A 17,334-nucleotide genomic window follows, 5' to 3' on the forward strand; every position below is an offset into this window, starting at 1 on the left:
AATGAATCCTCATGAGCAGTTTCGTGAAGAAGTAAAAGACAACATCGAAGGCCTGCAACAGGACAAAGCCTTGCAAGCCACGTCGCTGGACTGGGTTGGCACCACCGCCAAACATAAGTACACCTACAACTTCAGCTGGATGGGCCGCCCGATCATTCAGTTCCCCCAGGACATGGTCGCCATGCAGGAGATCATCTGGGCGCTGCGGCCGGACATCATCGTCGAGACCGGTATCGCCCACGGCGGCTCGCTGGTGTTTTACGCCTCGATGCTGGAACTGATCGGCCATGGCGAAGTGCTGGGCGTCGACATCGATATCCGCCAGCACAACCGTGAGGCGATCGAAGCGCACCCGATGAGCAAGCGGATCCAGATGATCCAGGGTTCGAGCATTGATCCGGCGATCGTCGAGCAGGTTCGCCAGCGCGTCGAAGGTAAGACAGTGCTGGTGGTCCTGGACTCCAACCACACCCACGAGCACGTACTCGAAGAGCTGCGTGCCTATGCACCGATGACCTCGGTAGGCAGCTACTGCGTGGTGATGGACACCGTGGTTGAAGACATGCCGGAAGATGCGTTCCCGGACCGTCCGTGGGGCAAGGGCGACAACCCGAAAACTGCGGTATGGGCCTACCTGGAAGAAAACCGCGATTTTGAAATCGACCGGGCCATTCACAGCAAGCTGCTGATCACCGTCGCGCCGGATGGCTACCTGCGTCGCGTGCGGTAATCGACAAGACATCGTTGGGTTTTTTCGGCGATTCGCCGTTGTGGGGAAATGTATGCAAGGCAAGAACAATTCTGAACACGGGTTGGCACTCAACGAACAGTTGACCGTGGTGCTGATGTCTCACGAGCGGCCGGCATTTTTGCGCCGTGCGGCACGTTTCTATAGCGGCTTGCCTTGCAGGATTCTGGTGCTGGACTCTTCGACCGAAGGCCAGCCAAGCCTGGCCGGGCAGTATGAAAATGTGGATTACCAGCATGTCCCGCAGTTTGGCTACTGGGGCGTTCGCGCCAAGCTGGCCTTTGGCGTGGAGCAAGTGACCACGCCGTTCATGGTGTTCGCCGCCGACGATGACTTCCATGTGCACGATGCCCTGCGCGCCGCCGTGGCTTTCATGGAGGCCAATCCCGACTACGGCCTGTGCCACGGTTACAGCATGATGTACCTGTCGCAACCCAACAGCGTCAGCTACTTTCGGCGTGACAAGAAGGTCTGCGAAGACTATTCGTCCGAGCACGCCGAGGAGCGTGTGCTCGATTACATGCACCAGTACCTGCCGCCTTTCTATGCCGTACAACGCACCGACCTGGTACGTGACTGGTATCAGGTGATGCCTCAGGATACGTCCTTCCAATGGCAGGAAATCGGTCACACGTACTACATGCTGGCGCGGGGCAAGGCGCGGATTCTGCCGATCCCGTATGTGGTGCGGGAGATGAACTACGGGTATTCGGACCACAACACCGAGATCTTCCACACGCTGGCGCATACCGATGCCAAGACGGTCGCCGAGCGCGAGGCCTTTGCCGATTTCCTCTTCGGGCTACCGACTCACGTTCAAAACGAAGACCCGGAGCAAGGCCGGCAGTTCGCGCTGCAAAGCTTTGAAGCCCTGGCCGATAGCTTGCGCACCGGTCGCGCACTGACCACCGAGCTGATTATCGAGTCCGCATGGACGAGTGTCGAGAAAGGCCCTGAGCGCCGTTTCGGCCCCAAGCAATACGTCGAAATGCCGTTCTACAATCAGCAGTTTTTCGATCAGTTGACCCGGTTCGAATTCCTGTTGCACGCCATGCCGGCCGGACGCGTTCAGTTGGCAGGCCTGGAGGGTATCTGGACCCGTCAGCAGAGCCTGATGCTGGCGCGCAACAATGACACGCCGGAAAGTGTGGTCGACCGTTTGTGGCAAGCCCACGACAGCAACGTGTTCAATCGCACGGTGGTCAAGCGTCTGGCGGCTCAGTTGGAATTGCTGGGTGAAGACGAAGAGGCGCAGACCCTGCGCGATTGGGCTGCACGTCTGGAGGCGGTGTCGGTCGAGGGTAATCGTGCGACGTTCGACAAGATGCTCTCCGGTCGTTTGCTCAAGTGGCTTGCGCCCCGTCAGCCCGATGCCCATGAGGCAGAGTCGATCGCCCGGCACCTGGCGGCCAACGACGGTGGTCCACAGTTCGGGATCTTCCTGCTGGACCTGGATAACGATATCGACAAGCTGCAGGTCAGCCTCGACAGCCTGCTCGAAGGCCACAGCAAGGCGTTCAAGATCGTGGTCTTCACCACCGGTGAAGCACCGGCGGCGACCACGGCGCAGAACACTCTGCACTTTGTCCGTGTTACCCAAAGCAATTACGTCGACAAGCTGAACCAGAGCGCTCGTCAGTCGCCTTGCGACTGGTTGATGCTGGCCGAAGCCGGCGATGAATTCACCGCCGGTGGCCTGTTGCGTGCCAGCCTGGAGTTGCTGTCTGCCGCGGACTGCCGCGCCGTCGCCACCGACGAAATCCAGCGCACCGCCGAAGGCGCACTGGTGGACGTGTTCCGCCCTGGCTTCAATCTGGATTTGCTGCAAAGCCTGCCGGCCTTGATGGCGCGTCACTGGTTGATCCGTCGGGAAGTGTTCCTTGAAGTCGGCGGCTACCAGCCCGACTTCAGCAAGGCCCTGGAATTCGACCTGCTGCTGCGCATCATCGAGCAGGGTGGCCTCAACGGGCTGGCCCACCTGGATGAGCCGCTGGTGATTGCCCGGGCGCCGGCGCTGGAAGAAAACGCCGATGAGCGCCTGGCGTTGTCGCGCCACCTGGGCAATCGTGGCTACAAGGCCAAGATCACTTCGACGGTGCCGGGTACTTATCAGATCGATTACCGCCACACCGAGCGTCCGCTGGTGTCGATCATCCTGCCGGCCGGGGATGACCTGGTGGCGCTGCAACAGTGCCTGCAAGCTGTGTTGCTGCGTACCCGCTACATCCAGTACGAAGTGCTGGTTGCGGCCAACCCGAATCAGTCAGCCGAGGTCAATGACTGGATCGGTACTTACCAGCATCCAAAAGTCAGCGTGCTGCGTGCCGACCAGACCCTCAGCGATGTGGCGTTGTACAACGCGGCCAGCCAGCAGGCGCAGGGCGAGTACCTGGTGCTGTTGGCCGCCGACAGTGAAGTGGTCAACCCGAACTGGCTTGAATCGCTGCTCAATCACGCCCAGCGTCCGGAAGTCGGCGTGGTCGGTCCCAAGTTGATCGATCGCGACGGCAAGGTCACCCAGGCCGGCCTGATTCTCGGCATGAACGGTGGTGTGGGCTCAGCCTTTGTCGGTGAAAAACATGGCGCCGAAGGTTACCTGCACCGGTTGGCCCTGGAGCAGAACTACTCGGCGGTGTCGAAGGTGTGCCTGATGGTGCGCAAAGCGTTGTTCGACGAACTGGACGGTCTGGACAGCATGACCTTCGCCGACGGCTTGAGTGACGTCGATCTGTGCCTCAGGGCCGGTCAGGCCGGTTACCTCACCGTGTGGACGCCGCTGGTACAGGTCATTCATTCGGGTGAAGTGCCTCAGGTGCCGCAGGCCCTCGATGCGCTGCGTGACAAGTGGGCGGCAGCCTTTGCCCAGGACCAGGCCTATAACGCCAATCTGGCCTTGAGCGGCAAAGGCTTCGCCTTGGGCGAAAGTGCTTCGGTGAACTGGGCGCAGATGCTCGGCTAGGCCCGGCGAACAGGTATAAGGATTCAAGGCATGTTCAACGGAAAATCGATTTTCATCGCAGGCGGGACCGGTTCATTCGGGTGTCGGATCATCCGGGACGCGCTGGTGCGTGCCTGGTTGCCAGCATGATTCCTTACGCTCGGCAAAGCCTCGATCAGGCGGACATCGACGCCGTGGTCGGTGTATTGCAGTCTGACTGGCTGACCCAGGGGCCGACCATCGAGCGCTTCGAGCGAGCGATGGCCAAACGCTGCGAGGCCGGTTATGCCGTGGCGGTGTGCAATGCCACGGCGGCCCTGCACATCGCTTGCCTGGCAGCGGGGCTCGGCCCGGGCGACTGGCTGTGGACGACACCGAACACCTTTCTCGCCTCGGCCAACTGCGGTCGCTACTGCGGTGCCGAGGTGGATTTTGTCGATATCGACCCGCTGACCTGGAACCTCGATGCCGCTGCGCTGGCCGTCAAACTGGAACGGGCCGAGCGTGAAGGCCGGTTGCCGAAAGTCCTGGTGGCCGTGGCGTTCTCGGGGCAGAGCTGCGACATGCGCAGGATTGCCGCACTGGCCAGGCGATACGGCATTACGGTGATCGAAGACGCGGCCCATGCCGCTGGTGCGTCCTACGCCGGGCGCCCGGTGGGTTGTGGCGAGTTTGCCGCGATGACCGTGTTCAGCTTTCATCCGGTGAAGATCATCACCAGTGCCGAGGGCGGCATGGTCATGACCAACAGCCCGCAACTCGCCGAGCGTTTGCAACGCTTGCGCAGCCACGGCATGACCCGGGATCCGCAGCAAATGACCGGACCCAGCGACGGCCCCTGGTACTACGAACAGGTGGAGCTGGGCTTCAACTACCGCATTACCGACCTGCAAGCGGCCCTTGGTTTGTCGCAGTTGAGCAAACTGGATGAGTTTATCGAGCGTCGGCGTGAACTGGCGGCGCGTTATGAGCGCTTGCTGGCGTATTTGCCGCTGACCCTGCCCGGTGCACAACCTGAGGCCGAGTCGTCATGGCATCTGTATGTGGTGCGCCTGCAACTCGATCAAATCAATCTCACTCATCGTGAGGTGTTCGAGGGCTTGCGAGCTGCCGGGGTCGGTGTGAACCTGCACTACATTCCCGTACATTTGCAGCCTTACTATCGTGATCTCGGGTTCGCCGAAGGTGATTTTCCGCAGGCCGAACGTTACTACGCCGAAGCCATCAGCCTGCCGTTGTATCCGTTGCTCAGTGATGAGCAACAGGACTACGTGGTCGAGCAGATGCGGCAGCTGATCGAAATAATCCAGCCATTGCGGCGGGTGGGAAATGTGTGATGCGTGAACTGACCGAGCAGGAAACATTCTGGCAGGGCGAATTCGGCAACCAGTACGTTGAGCGCAATATCGGGCAGCCGCTGGTGGCGGCCAACCTGGCGTTGTTCGCCAAGGCGCTGACACGGGTCGGGCACATCGACAGCCTGGTGGAACTGGGCACCAATGCCGGCAACAATCTGCAGGCCCTGCGTCAGCTGTTGCCCCGCTGCGAGTTGTTCGGCGTGGAGATCAATGCCAGTGCTTGTGCCGCGGCCCGGGCGTTGGGTATTGCACAGATCTGGCAGGGTTCGCTGTTCGATTTCCCCCGGAAACGCACCTTCGACCTGACCCTGAGCAAAGGCGTGCTGATTCACCTGGCGCCGGAGTTGCTGGCGGCCGCGTACGCGCAACTGTATGAGCTGAGCCAGCGCTACATACTGATCGCCGAGTACTACAACCCGGCACCGGTCGAAGTCCCGTATCGCGGCAACAGCGGCAAGCTGTTCAAGCGCGATTTTGCCGGTGAAATGCTCGATCGCTATGACGACCTGCAACTGGTCGACTACGGTTTCGGTTACCACCGCGATCGGCAATTCCCGGTGGATGACATCACCTGGTTTGTCCTGGAAAAACGCCGTTGAACAACGTCGCCATCATCCCGGCCCGCGGTGGCAGCAAACGCATACCCCGCAAGAACCTCAAGCCGTTCGCCGGTGTGCCGATGATTGCCCGCTCGATTCAGGTCGCCCTGGAGTCCGGGTTGTTTTCCCGGGTGGTGGTCAGCACCGACGACGAGGAAATCGCCGGGCTGGCGCGGGACTGTGGCGCCCAGGTGCCCTTCATGCGCCCGGCGGCACTGGCCGATGATTTCACGGGGACCGCCGCGGTGATCGCCCATGCCCTGCAAGCCTTGGGTGAACAGGGTGATAAGTTTGATCGTGCCTGTTGCATCTACGCGACCGCGCCGTTGTTGCAAGCGCGATTTCTTGCCCAGGGGCTGAGCCTGCTGGAACAGCATCCCGACAAGTCTTTCGCCTTCTCGGTGTGCGACTTCGGTTTCCCGGTTCAGCGAGCCCTGACCCTTGATGATCACGGTGCATTGACGGCACTGTATCCGCAGTATCGCGATACCCGCTCCCAGGATTTGTCGATCGCCTATCAGGATGCCGGGCAGTTCTACTGGGGCCGCAGCGATGCCTGGCTGCGGGGCGAGGTGCTGTATTCGCCGTACAGCCTGCCGGTCATCCTGCCGCGGCATCTGGTGCAGGACATCGACACACCGCAGGACTGGAAACGCGCGGAATACCTGTATGCCGCGCTGAAGGCCGGAGGTGAGCTGCAATGAGAGTGCTGATTCGTTCGGACGCCTCACCGACCATCGGCAGCGGTCACATCGCGCGCTGCCTGTGCCTGGCCCGGGTATTGCGCAGGCAGGGCAGTCATGTGGCTTTCGCTTGTCGCCTGTTACCGGGACATCGGCTGGAGGCACTGCGGGCCGAAGGTTTCGAAACCTTCGCGCTGCCTGAGCGCTACGAGGATGAAGACCCGCAACAAGCCATCGAATCCATGCTGCCATGGCAGGCGGATATCGCTGCGCTCGAGCCGTTGCTGGAGCTCCAGCCGGCGTTTGACTGGATCATTGTCGACCACTACGGCCTCGATCATCACTGGCAGACGGCTGCGCGGCGCTGGGCGCCACGGATCGCCGTGGTGGATGACCTCGCCACGCGGACCTACAGCGCCGATTTGCTGCTGAACCAGAATCTCTCGGGTACGCCAGAGGCTTATACCTCGCTGCTGGCGCCAGGCTGCCGGACATTGTTCGGCCCGCGGTTTGCCATGTTGCGCGACGAGTTCTGTTGCCCGGCCATAGAAATCAAGCCCCAGGCCCGGCGTGTGCTGGTGAATTTCGGCGGTTTCGACGCGGCCATGCAGACCTATCATGCGATGCAGGCGCTGGCGGACTTTGTCGAGCTGGAGGTCGATTTTGTCGCCGGTGCGGATAATCCGGCCTGGGCGCAGATGCAGGTGATGGCGGCGAGTCGCCCGCATTGGCGCCTGCACAGTTTTGTCAGCGACTTTTATCGATTGATGACCGAAGCCGACCTGTTTGTCGGGGCGGGTGGCGGCACCAGTTGGGAGCGCGCAGCCATGGGGCTACCGACGATTTGCATTGCCGTATCGAACAACCAGCAGGCCAACGGCGAGGTCATGGCGGCCGCGGGTGCCCATGTGTTCATGGGCGCCCGCGAGCAGGTCAGTGTCGAGCAGTTGCGCCTGGCCATCGGCTTTGTCGCGGGTAACCAGGGTCTGCGCCAGAGCCTGGCGCAACAATCTCGACTGTTGGTCGATGGTCGTGGCGCGCAGCGGGTAGCGGCTGCGCTGGCCGGCGCGGTGCTGAGGATGCGCCCGGCGACCCTGGGTGATGCGCAGCTGTTGTTCGACGGGCGCAACACCGAGGCCGTGCGTCGCTGGTCGCTGGAGACCGGCGTGATCGAATGGCCCGCGCATCAGAACTGGCTGACGGCGAGCCTGAGCAATCCCCGGCGGCTGTTGTTGATTGCCGAGGCCGATGACGGTCCGGTCGGTGTGCTGCGTTATGACCTGCGTGGCTTTACCGCCGAGGTGTCGATTTATCTGTTCGAAGGCCGGTTCGGCCTGGGCTGGGGCAGGGCGTTGCTGGCCCGTGGGGAGGACGTTGTGAAGGCCCACTGGCCAGAACTTGAGTCCCTCACCGCCCAGGTGTTGCCCGCCAACCAACCGTCGCTGAGCGTCTTTCGCGAAGCCGGTTTTACCCAGAGTGCCTGCGCGTTCACGCGCGTATTGAAGGATCACGCAGATGACTAGCTTCAAGATTGGCGAGCGCCTGATCGGTGCCGATGCGCCGCCTTTCATCATTGCCGAGATGAGCGGCAACCATAACCAGTCCCTGGACATGGCGCTGCAAATCGTCGATGCCGCGGCCAAGGCCGGTGCCCATGCGCTGAAGCTGCAGACCTACACCGCCGACACCATGACCCTGGACCTGGCCGAGGGCGAGTTTTTCATCAAGGATCCCAACAGCCTGTGGGCCGGTACTTCGTTGTACGCGCTGTACGAAAAGGCCCACACGCCCTGGGAATGGCATGCGCCGATTTTCGCTCGCGCCAGGGAACTGGGCCTGCTGGCGTTCTCCACGCCATTCGATGAGAGCGCCGTGGACTTCCTCGAAAGCCTCGACGTGCCGGCCTACAAGATCGCCAGTTTCGAAAACACCGACCTGCCGCTGATACGCCGGGTGGCCGCGACGGGCAAGCCGCTGATCATTTCCACCGGCATGGCCAGCATCGCCGAGCTCGATGAAACCGTGCGCGTCGCCCGCGAGGCCGGGTGCAAGGATCTGGTGCTGCTCAAATGCACCAGCACCTATCCGGCATCGCCCGCGAACAGCAACCTGCGCACGATCGCGCATTTGCGCGAATTGTTCGATTGCCAGGTGGGGCTGTCCGATCACTCCATGGGCGTCGGTGTGTCCGTGGCGGCGGTGGCACTGGGGGCAACGGTGGTGGAAAAGCATTTCACCCTCGACCGTGCGGCGGGTGGCGTCGACGCCAGTTTCTCTCTGGAGCCTTCCGAACTGGCCAGCCTGGTGATCGAAACCGAACGCGCCTGGCAAGCCATGGGGCAGGTGCATTACGGCGTCACCGAGGCTGAGCGCCAATCCCTGGCGTACCGTCGGTCGTTGTATGTCACCCGGGACATGGAGGCCGGCGAGCCCTTCGACGGGACAAATCTGAGAGCCATCCGTCCGGGGCTCGGGCTGGCGCCCAAGCATGCGCAAAGCCTCCTGGGACGCCGTGCCCGTCAGGCTATCAAGCGTGGAACAGCACTGGACTGGTCGTTGGTCGAATGACCCGTTGCCGGGCTGATTCGGCAAAATAGCGTGACCTGCGAGTCAGAACGGGCATCTTCACTGTATTGTATTGACCGGGAAGATGGCGCCTGACCCTTTATCGGGTTCAGTGATGGCCCTTTATGCTTCCCGGCCGTCGCCTTGGGGCGACGGAAATCCAGGTTTGTCGGCGCCCCTCGATTGCTGCGAGTGGTGGTATTGGGCTGTTTATTATTGGGAAGCCGTAATGATTGGCATAAAGAGCATTGCGAGCTACGTTCCTGTAGCCGGCGTGGACAATTACGCACAAGGTGCAAAATTCGAGAAGGATGAAGAATTCATCCTGGGCAAGATCGGTTCGGCTTTCCTGCCGCGCAAGGGCGTTGATCAGGAAACTTCCGATCTGTGCGTTGAAGCGGCCAATGCGCTGTTTGCCAGCAACCCTGATCTGAAACGTGAATCCATCGATGCGTTGATCGTCGTCACCCAGAACGGTGACGAAGAAGGCCTGCCGCATACCGCGGCCATCGTGCAGGACAAACTCGGCCTGCCGACCAGCGTCGCCGCGTTCGATATTTCCCTGGGCTGTTCCGGTTACGTCTACGGCATCTATGCGATCAAGGGCTTCATGGAAGCCGCTGGCCTGAAGAACGGCCTGCTGATCACGGCCGACCCGTATTCGAAGATCGTCGACCCCGAAGACCGCAACACCACCATGCTGTTCGGCGATGCGGCCACGGCTACCTGGATGGGTGATAACCCGACCTGGGCACTGGGCAAGGCCAAGTTCGGCACCGATGGTTCCGGCGCTCCACATTTGAAAGTCACCGACGGTGTGTTCTTCATGAACGGTCGCCAGGTGTTCAACTTCGCCCTGCTCAAGGTGCCGGCACATTTGCATGAGTTGCTCGGCGAGTCGCAACTGAGCGCCGACGACATCGATGCGTTCTGCATTCACCAGGGCAGCGCGGCGATTGTCGATGCAGTCGCGCGGCGCTTCGAAGAGTGCCCGCAGAAGTTCATCAAGGACATGGTCGAGACCGGTAACACGGTGTCGTCGAGCATTCCATTGCTGCTGGAAAAACATATTCTCGATTCCGAATGGAAGCGCGTTGCGCTCAGCGGTTTCGGTGTGGGGCTGTCATGGGGTTCGGCGATCATCTATCGCCCTTGAGTGAAAGTCCTTTAATAAAAAGGCCGGTACAAAAAAGCGTTCAAGGGTTAACCTTGAGCGCTTTTTTGCTTGTAAGGAATGCGAGGTAGCATGAGCGAATGCTTTGAAGACAATGCTCAGGTTATCCAGCGGCGCTGGCCGTCGCTGTATGCGCGATTGAAAACGGAAGATCGCCTGGCCGTCGAGGTTGGCCTGGTCGAGGGGCGGGACTCGACGTTGTGTGTGGGTGGCATCCAGCTCACCAGCCGTCATGATCGTCTGCACGAGGCCCGATTGCAGGCCGCCAGCCTCCCGCTCGACAAGCCACAGCTGCACGTTTACGGCACCGGTTTCGGCGATTTGCCTGCGGTTTTGCTGGAACGTGCCGGGCTTGAAAAACTCTATGTGCACATTCTCAACGGCGCGCTTTTCGCACTGGTGTTGCAGCTGATCGATCAGCGTAAGTGGCTGGGCGATCCGCGTGTGCAACTGCTGTATGCCGGCGATCTGTCCGACATCTTCACACCGTTTTTTGCCTTGCCCGCCGAAATGCTGCTGGCCGATGACTACAGTGCGAAGATTCGTGATCGCCTGGTCAGTGAAGTGCACTTGAGTTTCAACAATCGTGATTTCGACCCGCAGTCGCCGGTCATTCTGCAGCGCCTGCAGGACACCCTCGGACTACTGCTTGCCGACGACGATGTGGCTCGGCTGTTTGGCACTTGTCCCGAGCGTGAGGTTTATGTGATTGCCACCGGGCCGAGCCTGGAAGGGAATTTCGAGCGCTTGGCAGCGGTGCGCAACCAATCCCCGCGACCTCTGTTCATCTGTGTCGATACGGCCTACAAGCCCCTTCGCGAGCACGGAATCAAGCCTGACCTGGTCGTGAGCATCGACCAGCGCATCAGCGTACTGCACCTGCCCGGTGAAGCGTCCGAGGATATTGCGCTGGTGTACTTGCCATTGAGCGATCCACAAATGCTCAATGCCTGGAAAGGCAAGCGTTACAGTGGTTACTCCGCAAGCCCGATCTACGCCACGTTGCGCGAACAGCATCCCCGTGCACTGCTGAACGTGGGCGGCAGTGTGATTCACCCGGCCGTGGATCTGGCGGTGAAGATGGGCGCGCAGCGCATCACGCTTTTCGGTGCCGACTTTGCCTTTCCAATGAACCGGACCCACACCGGCTGGAACGATGGTGACCTGGGGCCGCCGGTGAGTCAGGCCAAATACTGGGTGCACGATGGTCACGGCCAGAAGGTCAAGACGCAGTTGAATTTTCGCGGCTATCTGTGCGAGCTGGAACGTTACATTGCCAGGCATCCCCAGGTCCTTTTCCTCAACAGCAGTCGGGCAGGGGCAATGATTGCCGGTACGCAGTTCAATCAGGATTTCGTGCAATGAAGTCTCAAGCGAAAGGTATCGAGCAATACCGGCAATGCGCCGGATTGTTCCGCCTGGGGCGTGATGTCGAAGCGGCGTTGAACATGGTCGATCTGTTCGATGAGGCGCAGCGCCTGTTTTTGCAGGCACCTCAGGACGTGCAGCAGGCGTGGGCATCCTTGCTCAGTCAAATGCTGGCCTGTCAGGAGCGCCAGGATTGGCTGGGGCTCGCCGACTTCATGGAATATGAGTTGATCGAGCTGCTCGAAAACCTGCCGGACTGAGGGGCAGCAACTGCTTTGGCACGGGCGTTTGCGGGCTGGACAGTTTTATGGCGTCATTTTTTCGTGGTTGAGGGGCGCTAAGCCCTTGTTTTCTCGGGGGTGGCAGGGTGATGGCATTTTTTTTAAAAAAAGCCCTCAAGCAACCTGCCAACCCGACGATAACTATTACGAAGGTTCTCTAGGCCATACCCGGCGGTTGCCAGGGCCGGAAGCCGCAGTACCCAACCAACGAGGAATTCGTCATGGCTTTAACAGTAAACACCAACACCACGTCGTTGAACGTTCAGAAGAACCTGAACCGTGCTACCGACGCTCTGTCGACTTCGATGGCTCGCCTGTCTTCCGGCCTGAAAATCAACAGCGCCAAAGACGACGCCGCTGGCCTGCAGATCGCAACCCGCATGGCCGCACAGATTCGTGGTGGCAACCAGGCAGTGCAGAACGCCAACGACGGTATCTCCGTTGCCCAGACCGCTGAAGGCGCGCTGCAAGCTTCGACCGACATTCTGCAGCGTATGCGTGAACTGGCTGTTAAAGCACGTAACGGTACCAACAGCACTGCTGACCAGACCGCTACCAACTCCGAATTCGCTCAGATGTCTGACGAAATCACTCGTATCTCTGCCTCTACCAACCTGAACGGCAAAAACCTGCTGGACGGTACGGCCGGTACCATGCAACTGCAAGTTGGCGCCAACACTGGCTCGGCCAACCGCATCGACCTGGTACTGAGCTCCAAGTTCGACGCCGTATCCCTGTCCGTAGGCAGCGGTACTGTTGTTCTGACCGGTGCGACTTCCGCTACCCTGTCTGCCAACATCGACAACGCGATCACCGCGATCGACGCTGCTCTGGCATCGATCAACGCCACCCGCGCAAACCTGGGTGCTTCGCAGAACCGTCTGACCAGCACCATCTCCAACCTGCAGAACATCGTGGAAAACACCACTGCTGCACAAGGCCGTGTACAAGACACCGACTTCGCCGCAGAAACCGCGAACCTGACCAAGCAGCAAACCCTGCAACAGGCTTCTACCTCGGTTCTGGCTCAAGCCAACCAACTGCCTTCCGCTGTACTGAAGCTGCTTCAGTAATTTCGGCATGAGTTTAAGCGGGGGAGTGTGCTTGTCATGCTCTCTCGCTTTTTACGTTAAGAGGTGATGGGCATGGAGATGAGCGTAAAGCTTGGCGTGTCTTATCCGGCTCCGGCTCCCCAGCCAGCGAGCGCTGTCTCGGATAAAGTGCCGGAAAAGCCTGAAGCCGCCAAAGTGACGCCAGTGGCGGACAAAAAACCGGATGTGGATGACGCCCATTTGAAGCAGGCGGTGCAGCAGATCGAAAAGTTCGTACAGTCGATCAAGCGCAATCTGGAGTTCTCGATAGACGAGCAATCCGGAAAGGTCGTCGTCAAAGTGATTGCAAGCGAAACGGGCGAAGTCGTGCGACAGATCCCCTCCGCAGAAGCCCTCAAGCTAGCGGAAAGCCTGAGCAATGCGAGCCACGTATTGTTCGACGCCAAGGTCTGATAGCTGGCATGAATAATGTTTGTACGTTCTTGGGCGCAGGTATTGGTCAAAAGAGTGGCAGCAACCTGAAGGGAGACGAAAAATGGCAAGTCCAATTTTGCCGGGTACGGGCTTAGGCTCTGGCCTGGATATCGGTGCGATCGTCACTGCGCTGGTCAACGCCGACAAATCGGCGAAACAGACGCAGATCGATACTCAGACCAAAACCAACACGCTGAAGATTTCCGGTGTCGGTTCCCTGAAAAGCGCACTGACGGCCTTTCAGACGGCGCTGACCAATCTCGGTAGCAAGACCAACCCTGCGTTTGCCGGCTATACCGCCACTTCGGGTACCCCGTCGATCCTGGGTGCAACTTCCGACAACACCGCCGTTGCCGGTACCTACAGCGTCGTTGTGAATAACCTGGCCACCAGCTCGAAAGTCGCCAGCGCTTCTTTTGCCGGCGGTGCCGCCAGTGCCATTCCGAGTGGTACTTTGAAAATCAGTCAGAATGGCACTGATTACGATGTCACGATTCCAGCCAATGCGACCTTGCAGAGCACCCGGGATGCCATCAACTCTGCGCAGGCGAGTAACGGTATTTCTGCCAACATCGTGACCGACAGCAGTGGTGCGTCGCGACTGGTGATCAGCTCCAGCAAGACTGGCGCGGGTTCCGACCTTACAATCAGCGGTATCGCCGGCCTTGAAATCGACGGTACCCAACCGATGGGCGCTAACCCTTCGGCTACCAGTTCGGGGGCTGTCAACGGGGTTGCAGTGGATGCATCGCTGACCATCGATGGCCTGGCAGTGACCAGCAAGAGCAATACGGTGACCGGTGCAGTCAGCGGCCTGACCCTGAACCTGGTGTCCGTGAGCCCGGGTACACCGCCGGCTGCGGCGACCGTCACCGTCGCGACCAACACCGCCGGATTACAAACATCGATCCAGTCGTTCGTTGACTCCTACAACACCCTGATGAACACCATCAACTCCCTGTCCAAGGCGACAGCGGATGCCGATGGCAACCTGACGGTTCAGGCGGCGTTTACCGGCGACTCGATGTCGCGCACTCTGATTTCCGATATCCGCGGTGTGCTGACGGCTCCCGGGGCGGGCGGTCCATTGGCCGTGCTGTCGCAGATCGGCGTGCTGACGAACGAGAAAACCGGCAACCTGGCGTTCAACACCACGGCGTTCAACGAGAAGATGGCCATCAACGGCATGAGCGGCCAGATGCAGCAGTTGTTCAACGGTAGCAATGCTACCAACGGCCTGCTGGCGCGCATGGGCGCCGCAATCAAGCCTTATGTGCAGACGGGCGGGTTGCTGGACCAGCGCAATACCAACCTGCAGAGCGTGAGCAAGAACCTTTCAACTCAGCAGACTGCGTTGGACTTTCGTGTCGCCAACATGACCAAGACGTTGACCGCCAAATACAACGCAATGGACCTTTTGGTCGGGCAAATGAAGGCGACGGCGAGCAACATCACCTCGTTCTTCACTTCCTTGAACGCCCAGAAGTCCAACAGCTAGTCATTAGTTGGCGATAAAAACCTGGCTACGCATTTTCGCGTGTGCCGGGTTTTTGTCTTTTGATCTAAAGTTTTTTGTCTTGCAGACGATACTCTGGCTATACGAGTCATTGTGGTAATGAGGTAGAACATGAATCCAATGTTAGCCCTTCGGCAGTATCAGAAAGTGGGCGCGCACGCCCAGACGTCCGAAGCAAGTCCGCATCGTTTGGTGCAAATGCTCATGGAGGGTGGCCTGGACCGTATCGCTCAGGCCAAAGGTGCCCTGGAGCGCAAGGACATTCCCGGCAAGTGTGTGTCGATCAGCAAGGCGATCGGCATCATCGGTGGTTTGCGTGAAGGCCTGGATCTTGAAAAATGCGCCGATACCGTGGGCGAACTCGACAGTCTTTACATCTACATGATGAAGCGCCTGGCCGAGGCGAACATCAGCAGCGACCCGAGGATTCTCGATGAGGTCGCGGGCTTGCTGCGCACGGTGAAAGAAGGCTGGGACGGCATTGCTGCGCCAGGTCCGCAGTTCTAGGGAGATCGCCATGAGTCTTGTATTGCAGCGAATAGAACAAACTCGTGAAGCGCTGGTCGGTGCCTTGGCCGAGCGCGACTGGGAGGCCATCGGTCAATTGGACCTGGATTGCCGTTCCTGCATGGAAGACGTCTTGAGCGAGGCTTCGCTGGACGAAGAAGTTCTGCGTAGCAATCTTGAGGAGTTGCTGTATGTCTACAAGCAGCTACTTGAGGTAGCGATGGGGGAGAGGCAGGCGATAGTCGATGAAATGTCTCAGATCCAGCAAGCGCGGAACGCAGCAAAGGTTTACCATCTGTTCGGTTAATTAACCCCAAGTTAATCCAGATATGTGCGCCATAAATTTGACTGTGCACGGTTTTTTGACTTAACTAGTGGCTGTTCCAGATTTCAGTCGTCTTCAGGCATATTTGTGCCTGCAAGCGTCTAGCTTGCCCCAGCATTTTGGGCATCGAGTTGACTAGGGAAGTTGCTATTGCATGTGGCGTGAAACCAAAATTCTGCTGATCGATGACGATAGCGTCCGCCGCCGCGACCTGGCGGTGATTTTAAATTTTCTCGGCGAAGAAAATTTACCCTGTGGTAGCCATGACTGGCAGCAGGCTGTCGGCTCTTTGTCGTCAAGTCGTGAAGTAATCTGTGTCCTCATCGGGACGGTCAATGCTCCTGGTTCACTTCTGGGCTTGTTAAAGACACTCTCGACCTGGGATGAGTTCCTTCCGGTTTTGTTAATGGGCGATAACTCTTCCATTGACCTGCCGGAAGACCAGCGTCGTCGAGTGCTTTCGACCCTCGAAATGCCGCCCAGCTACAGCAAGTTGCTCGATTCGCTGCACCGTGCCCAGGTCTATCGCGAGATGTACGACCAGGCCCGCGAGCGCGGTCGTCATCGCGAACCCAATCTTTTCCGCAGTCTTGTCGGCACCAGCCGGGCGATTCAACACGTCCGCCAGATGATGCAGCAAGTCGCCGATACCGATGCCAGCGTGCTGATCCTCGGTGAGTCCGGCACCGGCAAGGAAGTGGTTGCGCGCAACCTGCATTATCACTCCAAGCGCCGTGAAGCGCCGTTCGTGCCGGTCAACTGCGGGGCGATCCCGGCCGAGTTGCTGGAAAGCGAGTTGTTCGGTCATGAGAAGGGCGCCTTCACCGGGGCGATCACCAGCCGCGCCGGTCGATTCGAACTGGCCAACGGCGGCACCCTGTTCCTCGATGAAATCGGCGACATGCCGCTGCCGATGCAGGTCAAGTTGCTGCGCGTGTTGCAGGAGCGCACCTTCGAGCGTGTGGGCAGCAACAAGACCCAGAGCGTCGACGTGCGCATCATTGCGGCGACCCACAAGAATCTCGAAAGCATGATCGAGATCGGCACCTTCCGCGAAGACCTGTACTACCGTCTGAATGTGTTCCCGATCGAGATGGCGCCGCTGCGTGAGCGCGTCGAAGACATTCCGCTGCTGATGAACGAGCTGATCTCGCGCATGGAGCACGAGAAGCGCGGTTCGATCCGTTTCAATTCGGCGGCGATCATGTCGCTGTGCCGACATGGCTGGCCGGGCAACGTCCGCGAACTGGCCAACCTGGTGGAGCGCATGGCGATCATGCATCCATACGGCGTGATCGGCGTGGTCGAGTTGCCGAAGAAATTCCGCTACGTCGACGATGAAGACGAGCAAATGGTCGACAGCCTGCGCAGCGATCTGGAAGAGCGCGTGGCCATCAACGGCCATACCCAGGACTTCACGGCCAATGCCATGTTGCCTCCGGAAGGCCTGGACCTGAAGGACTACCTCGGTGGTCTGGAACAGGGGCTGATCCAGCAAGCGCTGGATGATGCCAATGGCATCGTGGCGCGCGCCGCTGAGCGCCTGCGTATTCGTCGTACCACGCTGGTGGAAAAGATGCGCAAGTACGGCATGAGTCGTCGTGATGGAGACGAGCAGGCGGATGATTGACGCCTGTTTTTCAACTCATTCATTTATAAGAAGTTTTTTTTAGGCACGGGTATTGCTACGTCCCTCGCAACGTTCCGTTTCACTGACGGTCAGCCAAGCGAGAGAGCACAATGCCC

General features: G+C 59.5%; 16 protein-coding genes. All 16 read left to right on the forward strand.

Annotated features, from left to right (window positions below; translation table 11 throughout):
- The first annotated feature begins 1 nt into the window (after position 1).
- The 16 genes from WHX55_RS07415 to WHX55_RS07490 all read left to right on the forward strand — a co-directional run bounded on the left by WHX55_RS07415 (position 2) and on the right by WHX55_RS07490 (position 17,218).
- On the forward strand, positions 2-730 hold the full coding sequence (locus WHX55_RS07415) for a cephalosporin hydroxylase family protein (protein WP_353742328.1): 729 nt from the start codon (positions 2-4) through the stop codon (positions 728-730).
- A 52-nt stretch (positions 731-782) separates the two neighbouring features.
- Positions 783-3,707: a TIGR00180 family glycosyltransferase gene (locus WHX55_RS07420; protein WP_353742329.1), complete on the forward strand. Its 2,925-nt coding sequence runs from the start codon at positions 783-785 to the stop codon at positions 3,705-3,707.
- Between the two features lie 125 nt (positions 3,708-3,832).
- Positions 3,833-5,023: a UDP-4-amino-4,6-dideoxy-N-acetyl-beta-L-altrosamine transaminase gene (gene pseC, locus WHX55_RS07425; RefSeq protein WP_353742330.1), complete on the forward strand. Its 1,191-nt coding sequence runs from the start codon at positions 3,833-3,835 to the stop codon at positions 5,021-5,023.
- Complete coding sequence (locus tag WHX55_RS07430; protein WP_353742331.1) at positions 5,023-5,643, forward strand: pseudaminic acid biosynthesis-associated methylase; 621 nt, start codon at positions 5,023-5,025, stop codon at positions 5,641-5,643. The genes pseC and WHX55_RS07430 overlap by 1 nt, the downstream gene beginning before the upstream one ends.
- The gene (gene pseF / locus WHX55_RS07435; protein ID WP_353742332.1) at positions 5,640-6,347 is read left to right on the forward strand and encodes a pseudaminic acid cytidylyltransferase; all 708 of its coding nucleotides are present in this window, start codon (positions 5,640-5,642) and stop codon (positions 6,345-6,347) included. Before WHX55_RS07430 ends, pseF begins: the two co-directional genes overlap by 4 nt.
- Entirely contained in the window at positions 6,344-7,849 is a 1,506-nt protein-coding gene (gene pseG, locus WHX55_RS07440; protein WP_353742333.1) for a UDP-2,4-diacetamido-2,4,6-trideoxy-beta-L-altropyranose hydrolase, read from the forward strand. Before pseF ends, pseG begins: the two co-directional genes overlap by 4 nt.
- Positions 7,842-8,894, forward strand: coding sequence for a pseudaminic acid synthase (gene pseI / locus WHX55_RS07445; protein ID WP_353742334.1), 1,053 nt, complete (start codon positions 7,842-7,844; stop codon positions 8,892-8,894). Before pseG ends, pseI begins: the two co-directional genes overlap by 8 nt.
- A 226-nt stretch (positions 8,895-9,120) precedes the next feature.
- Positions 9,121-10,047 carry a ketoacyl-ACP synthase III gene (locus WHX55_RS07450; protein ID WP_150724451.1) on the forward strand — a complete coding sequence of 309 codons (927 nt, stop codon included), beginning with the start codon at positions 9,121-9,123 and terminating at the stop codon, positions 10,045-10,047.
- A gap of 90 nt (positions 10,048-10,137) precedes the next feature.
- Positions 10,138-11,430 carry a 6-hydroxymethylpterin diphosphokinase MptE-like protein gene (locus WHX55_RS07455; protein ID WP_353742335.1) on the forward strand — a complete coding sequence of 431 codons (1,293 nt, stop codon included), beginning with the start codon at positions 10,138-10,140 and terminating at the stop codon, positions 11,428-11,430.
- Positions 11,427-11,693 (forward strand): hypothetical protein, encoded by a 267-nt coding sequence (locus tag WHX55_RS07460; protein WP_150724453.1) that lies wholly within the window; start codon positions 11,427-11,429, stop codon positions 11,691-11,693. The genes WHX55_RS07455 and WHX55_RS07460 overlap by 4 nt, the downstream gene beginning before the upstream one ends.
- A gap of 242 nt (positions 11,694-11,935) precedes the next feature.
- The gene (locus WHX55_RS07465; protein ID WP_057715895.1) at positions 11,936-12,787 is read left to right on the forward strand and encodes a flagellin domain-containing protein; all 852 of its coding nucleotides are present in this window, start codon (positions 11,936-11,938) and stop codon (positions 12,785-12,787) included.
- A 72-nt stretch (positions 12,788-12,859) separates the two neighbouring features.
- Positions 12,860-13,219: a flagellar protein FlaG gene (locus WHX55_RS07470; protein WP_353742336.1), complete on the forward strand. Its 360-nt coding sequence runs from the start codon at positions 12,860-12,862 to the stop codon at positions 13,217-13,219.
- Between the two features lie 82 nt (positions 13,220-13,301).
- On the forward strand, positions 13,302-14,738 hold the full coding sequence (gene fliD, locus WHX55_RS07475) for a flagellar filament capping protein FliD (protein WP_353742337.1): 1,437 nt from the start codon (positions 13,302-13,304) through the stop codon (positions 14,736-14,738).
- A gap of 129 nt (positions 14,739-14,867) precedes the next feature.
- A complete protein-coding gene (fliS, locus tag WHX55_RS07480; protein ID WP_151213381.1) occupies positions 14,868-15,263 on the forward strand; it encodes a flagellar export chaperone FliS in 396 nt (131 codons plus the stop codon).
- 10 nt (positions 15,264-15,273) lie between these two features.
- Positions 15,274-15,570 (forward strand): hypothetical protein, encoded by a 297-nt coding sequence (locus tag WHX55_RS07485; protein WP_015096255.1) that lies wholly within the window; start codon positions 15,274-15,276, stop codon positions 15,568-15,570.
- A gap of 172 nt (positions 15,571-15,742) precedes the next feature.
- On the forward strand, positions 15,743-17,218 hold the full coding sequence (locus WHX55_RS07490; RefSeq protein ID WP_150724458.1) for a sigma-54 dependent transcriptional regulator: 1,476 nt from the start codon (positions 15,743-15,745) through the stop codon (positions 17,216-17,218).
- The last annotated feature ends 116 nt before the right edge of the window (positions 17,219-17,334 follow it).

It is taken from the genome of Pseudomonas fluorescens, assembly GCF_040448305.1.
In the GTDB taxonomy this organism is placed as follows: domain Bacteria; phylum Pseudomonadota; class Gammaproteobacteria; order Pseudomonadales; family Pseudomonadaceae; genus Aquipseudomonas; species Aquipseudomonas fluorescens_BH.

What these genes read in the sequence shown, in the direction of transcription:
- WHX55_RS07420 (WP_353742329.1), top strand. Translation starts at nt 783, where the DNA reads ATGCAAGGCAAGAACAATTCTGAACACGGGTTGGCACTCAACGAACAG.
- WHX55_RS07465 (WP_057715895.1), top strand. Translation starts at nt 11,936, where the DNA reads ATGGCTTTAACAGTAAACACCAACACCACGTCGTTGAACGTTCAGAAG.
- WHX55_RS07455 (WP_353742335.1), top strand. Translation starts at nt 10,138, where the DNA reads ATGAGCGAATGCTTTGAAGACAATGCTCAGGTTATCCAGCGGCGCTGG.
- pseC (WP_353742330.1), top strand. Translation starts at nt 3,833, where the DNA reads ATGATTCCTTACGCTCGGCAAAGCCTCGATCAGGCGGACATCGACGCC.
- WHX55_RS07460 (WP_150724453.1), top strand. Translation starts at nt 11,427, where the DNA reads ATGAAGTCTCAAGCGAAAGGTATCGAGCAATACCGGCAATGCGCCGGA.
- WHX55_RS07485 (WP_015096255.1), top strand. Translation starts at nt 15,274, where the DNA reads ATGAGTCTTGTATTGCAGCGAATAGAACAAACTCGTGAAGCGCTGGTC.
- WHX55_RS07450 (WP_150724451.1), top strand. Translation starts at nt 9,121, where the DNA reads ATGATTGGCATAAAGAGCATTGCGAGCTACGTTCCTGTAGCCGGCGTG.
- WHX55_RS07415 (WP_353742328.1), top strand. Translation starts at nt 2, where the DNA reads ATGAATCCTCATGAGCAGTTTCGTGAAGAAGTAAAAGACAACATCGAA.
- pseG (WP_353742333.1), top strand. Translation starts at nt 6,344, where the DNA reads ATGAGAGTGCTGATTCGTTCGGACGCCTCACCGACCATCGGCAGCGGT.
- pseI (WP_353742334.1), top strand. Translation starts at nt 7,842, where the DNA reads ATGACTAGCTTCAAGATTGGCGAGCGCCTGATCGGTGCCGATGCGCCG.
- WHX55_RS07490 (WP_150724458.1), top strand. Translation starts at nt 15,743, where the DNA reads ATGTGGCGTGAAACCAAAATTCTGCTGATCGATGACGATAGCGTCCGC.
- fliS (WP_151213381.1), top strand. Translation starts at nt 14,868, where the DNA reads ATGAATCCAATGTTAGCCCTTCGGCAGTATCAGAAAGTGGGCGCGCAC.
- WHX55_RS07470 (WP_353742336.1), top strand. Translation starts at nt 12,860, where the DNA reads ATGGAGATGAGCGTAAAGCTTGGCGTGTCTTATCCGGCTCCGGCTCCC.
- fliD (WP_353742337.1), top strand. Translation starts at nt 13,302, where the DNA reads ATGGCAAGTCCAATTTTGCCGGGTACGGGCTTAGGCTCTGGCCTGGAT.
- WHX55_RS07430 (WP_353742331.1), top strand. Translation starts at nt 5,023, where the DNA reads ATGCGTGAACTGACCGAGCAGGAAACATTCTGGCAGGGCGAATTCGGC.